General features: G+C 59.1%; 3 protein-coding genes and 1 pseudogene. 3 read left to right on the plus strand and 1 reads right to left on the minus strand.

Features of this window, described 5'->3' with window-relative positions; genetic code table 11:
- Positions 1 to 575: pseudogene (locus B3187_RS16775) on the minus strand (transketolase); the annotation flags it as partial.
- Between the two features lie 493 nt (positions 576 to 1,068).
- Here B3187_RS16775 and B3187_RS16780 point away from each other — a divergent pair.
- From B3187_RS16780 to B3187_RS16790, 3 genes are all read left to right on the plus strand, one after another.
- On the plus strand, positions 1,069 to 2,073 hold the full coding sequence (locus B3187_RS16780; RefSeq protein WP_286807628.1) for an ArsR/SmtB family transcription factor: 1,005 nt from the start codon (positions 1,069 to 1,071) through the stop codon (positions 2,071 to 2,073).
- Between the two features lie 49 nt (positions 2,074 to 2,122).
- Positions 2,123 to 3,283, plus strand: coding sequence for a methionine adenosyltransferase (gene metK, locus B3187_RS16785; RefSeq protein ID WP_286807629.1), 1,161 nt, complete (start codon positions 2,123 to 2,125; stop codon positions 3,281 to 3,283).
- 157 nt (positions 3,284 to 3,440) lie between these two features.
- Positions 3,441 to 4,567, plus strand: a 1,127-nt coding sequence (locus B3187_RS16790; protein ID WP_286807630.1) for an adenosylhomocysteinase, incomplete at its 3' end; no start/stop codon positions are given.

Below are 4,567 nucleotides of genomic sequence, written 5' to 3' on the forward strand. Positions count from 1 at the left end.
TCACCGTCGATGGAGATGCCGTTGTCATCGTAAAACACGATCAACTTGCCCAGGCCCAGAGTACCAGCCAGAGAGCTGGCTTCGTGGGAAATGCCTTCCATCAGGCAGCCGTCACCGGCAAACACGTAGGTGTAGTGATCGACAATGTCGTGACCATCGCGATTGAACTGGGCCGCCAGGCTCTTCTCAGCCAGCGCCATGCCGACACCATTGGCCAAACCCTGACCGAGCGGGCCAGTGGTGGTTTCAACACCGGGGGTGTAGCCCAGCTCCGGGTGGCCCGGGGTTTTGGAGTGCAACTGACGGAAGTTTTTCAGTTCGTCGATCGGCAGGTCATAGCCGGTCAGGTGCAGCAGAGAGTAAACCAGCATGGAGCCATGACCGTTGGACATGATGAAGCGGTCGCGATCGGCCCATTCCGGGTTCTGCGGGTTGTGCTTCATGAAGTCATTCCACAGGACTTCGGCGATGTCCGCCATACCCATGGGGGCGCCGGGGTGGCCGCTGGCGGCTTTCTGGACGGCGTCCATACTCAGGGCGCGAATCGCATTGGCTAGATCGTTACGAGTGGGCATGTTTTGAATAGCTCCTTCGATAATGGTTGGGTGTTCTGGGTTTTACCGGCCGCTGACGGCCCACCGGGCAATGGCGGCATGGGCCAAGTTGATTCAGCATCTGGGCCAGGATCTCTGGCCTCTGCCGGCTTCAAGTCACGCTGGCTCGGACTCCGGTCGCGTCGATTCGGAAGCGTCAGGACACGGGGTATTCATCTGTGTTCTTGGGGTCTCTGCGCTCACAACGCGGATTGTACGGCTCTTGTATGACGCTCGGTCGTCCCGACGATCGGACCCACCTGGCTGAGCTGGCCGCTAATTGTATGACATTTGGCGGAGAATTTTAACTGTTCCGCCCAACTTTCACTGCATTGATCATAAAGCGCGCTATTTTCCCCTACCCGAGGCCGACAGTAAAGCCTTGTTATAGTTTTTATGACTATTAAGGGCATTGCCAACCACCTATATCAAAATATTTTGATATAGAACCAAACCCCTGCTAAACTCCCTCTCCATGAATCAAGCCCAGACTCTCCCTGACCCGGACACCCTTGCGCCGGACGCACTGCCCCAGCTGCTCAAAGCCGCCGGCGATTCCCTGCGTCTGGACATTCTGCGGGTCATGAAACGGGACTCCTTTGGGGTGCTGGAGCTGTGCCAGTTGCTGGATGCCAAACAGTCCGGTATGAGTCATCACCTGAAGGTGCTGACCAACGCCGGGCTGCTGGCGCCGCGGCGGGAGGGCAACTCGATTTTCTACCGGCGCGCCTACCTGGCCCCGGACAATCCCCTGCAGACTCTGCAGCAACAGTTGTTCGCGACGCTGGATCGGGAGCCCCTGCCGGCAGCCTTGAGCGAGCGTTTAAAAGCCCTTCGCGGTGAGCGAGCACTCGCTTCACAGCATTTTTTCGCGGACAACGCCCACAAATTCCGCGCCCAGCAGGACCTGATCGCCAGCTACCCGGTGTACGCCGAACAGGTAGGGCAGTTGCTGGCCAATACGCCCCTGCCGGACCACCATCTGGCATTGGAAGTGGGCCCGGGGGAAGGCGAGTTCCTGCCGGTGCTGGCCCGGCGGTTCAAGCATCTGGTGGCGCTGGATAACGCGCCCACCATGCTGGAGCGCGCTCAAGCTCTGGCGGCCGAACGGGGGCTGAGCAATGTCGAGTTTATTGGTGGCGACACCCGGGCCCTGAAAGCCCATAAAGTGCTGGCCGATTGCATCGTGGTGAACATGGTGTTGCACCACACCCCGTCACCAGCGGACATCTTTCAGGACCTGAGCTCCGCCCTGGTGCGCGGCGGCGCCCTGCTGGTAACCGACCTGTGCCGCCACGAGCAGACCTGGGCCCGGGAAGCCTGCGGCGACCTGTGGCAGGGTTTCGAGCCGGACGATCTGTCCCGCTGGGCGTTCGATGCCGGCCTGAGCGAAGGGCAGAGCGTTTACTTCGCTTTGCGCAATGGTTTTCAGATCCAGTTACGACAATTTTTTAAGTCCGTTAATCCGTTACAACCGTAAATAGCATTCACGACTTTGACTGTTCACGACCTTGATATAGGAGCCGCCCATGGCTGAGTACTCACTGTTTACCTCGGAATCCGTATCCGAAGGCCACCCGGACAAACTAGCGGACCAGATTTCCGACGCCGTGCTGGATGCGATTCTCAAAGACGATCCCAACGCCCGCGTTGCGGTGGAAACCCTGGTCAAAACCGGCATGGCCATCGTGGCCGGGGAAGTGCGCACCTCCACTTACGTGGACCTGGAAGACCTGATTCGCCAGGTCATTCTGGACATCGGCTACAACTCCAGCGACGTGGGTTTTGACGGTGCCTCCTGCGCCGTACTCAACGCCATTGGCAAGCAGTCCTCCGACATCGCCATGGGCGTGGACGAAAACGAAGCCTCCGCCAAAGATCAGGGTGCCGGTGACCAGGGCCTGATGTTCGGCTACGCCTCGGATGAAACCGACGTGCTGATGCCCGCGCCGATTTACTTCTCTCACCGCCTGGTGGAAAAGCAGGCCGAGCTGCGCAAGAACGGCACCCTGCCCTGGTTGCGCCCGGACGCCAAGAGCCAGGTGACCCTGCGCTATGACAACGGCAAGCCGGTGGCAGTGGATGCGGTGGTGTTGTCCACCCAGCACAACCCGGATGTCAGTCAGAGCCAAATCCGCGAAGCGGTGCGTGAAGAAATCATTAACAAGGTGCTGCCCGCCGAATGGCTGCACGCCGATACCCGGTACCACATCAACCCGACCGGCCAGTTCATCATCGGTGGCCCGGTGGGTGACTGCGGTCTTACCGGCCGGAAGATCATTGTCGATACCTACGGCGGCATGGCCCGTCACGGTGGCGGCGCCTTCTCGGGGAAAGACCCCTCGAAAGTGGACCGCTCCGCCGCCTACGCCGGTCGCTATGTGGCGAAAAACATCGTTGCCGCGGGCCTCGCCAGTCGCTGTGAAATTCAGGTCTCCTACGCCATCGGCGTGGCCGAGCCGACCTCGATTTCAATCAACACGTTCGGCACTGGCAAACTGCCGGACAACGAAATCGCCAAAATCGTACGCGAGCACTTCGACCTGCGGCCCAAGGGCCTGATCGACATGCTTGACCTGAAGCGCCCGATATACCGACCCACCGCCGCTTACGGACACTTTGGTCGGGAGCTGCCGGACTTTACCTGGGAGAAGACCGATAGGGCCGAGCAGTTGAAGAAGTATTTGTAAACGCGTGACGTAAGGTAACGGCGGATGCGCTTCGCTTATCCGCCCTACGCAACCTCTGAGGTATCCGTAGGGCGGATAAGCGCAACGCGCGCATCCGCCATCACCCAAACCGACACTCGCACCAAACCGAATTCCAACGCTTAACCGGAGCTACACCATGAACATTGCTGCCAACTTCACCGACTACAAAGTCGCCGCCAAAACCGCCGAACAATTCCAGAAAGACGCCGACTGGGGCCGTCGCGAAATCGACATCGCTGAAGGCGAAATGCCCGCACTGATGGCACTGCGCCGCAAATACAAAGCGGAAAAGCCGCTGGCCGGCGCCAAGATCATGGGCTGCATTCACATGACCATCCAGACCGCCGTGTTGATCGAAACCCTGGTGGAACTGGGCGCGGAAGTACGCTGGGCCTCGTGCAACATTTTCTCCACCCAGGATCACGCCGCGGCCGCCATCGCCGCTGCCGGCATTCCGGTGTTTGCCTGGAAAGGCCAGACCGAAGAAGAGTTCTGGTGGTGCATCGAACAGACCGTCAATAAAGACGGTAAGGTCTGGGACTCCAACATGATTCTCGATGACGGCGGCGACCTGACCGGCCTGATGCACGAGAGATACCCGGAGCAACTGGACAAGATTCACGGCATCTCTGAAGAAACAACCACCGGTGTGCACCGTCTGCTGGACATGCTGAAAAAAGGCGAGCTGAAAGTCCCCGCCATCAACGTCAATGATGCAGTGACCAAAGCCAAGAACGACAACAAGTACGGCTGCCGCCACAGCCTGAACGATGCCATCAAGCGTGGCACCGACCACCTGCTGGCCGGTAAAAAAGCGCTGGTCATCGGTTATGGCGATGTGGGCAAAGGTTCGGCCGCTTCACTGCGTCAGGAAGGCATGATCGTCAAAGTGACCGAGGTCGATCCGATCTGCGCCATGCAGGCGTGCATGGACGGCTTTGAAGTGGTCTCCGCTTACACAAACGGCGTCAACTCCGGTAAAGACGAAGACATCAACCACGCGGTGCTAAGCAACACGGACCTGGTAGTCACCACCACCGGCAACGTCAATGTCTGCGATGCGCCCATGCTGCGCGCCCTGAAAAGCAGCGCCGTGGTGTGCAACATCGGTCACTTCGACAGCGAGATCGACACCGCCTATATGCGCAAGAACTGGCACTGGGAAGAGGTAAAGCCGCAGGTGCACAAAATTTACCGGGACAAGGACAGCAACGATCACCTGATCCTGCTCTCAGAAGGTCGCCTGGTGAACCTGGGCAACGC

The sequence above is a fragment of the Marinimicrobium sp. UBA4209 genome (assembly GCF_002381585.1).
GTDB classification, from domain to species: domain Bacteria; phylum Pseudomonadota; class Gammaproteobacteria; order Pseudomonadales; family Cellvibrionaceae; genus Marinimicrobium; species Marinimicrobium koreense.

Excerpts from the sequence above, each read along its gene's own strand:
- metK (WP_286807629.1), top strand. The coding sequence starts at position 2,123 with ATGGCTGAGTACTCACTGTTTACCTCGGAATCCGTATCCGAAGGCCAC.
- B3187_RS16780 (WP_286807628.1), top strand. The coding sequence starts at position 1,069 with ATGAATCAAGCCCAGACTCTCCCTGACCCGGACACCCTTGCGCCGGAC.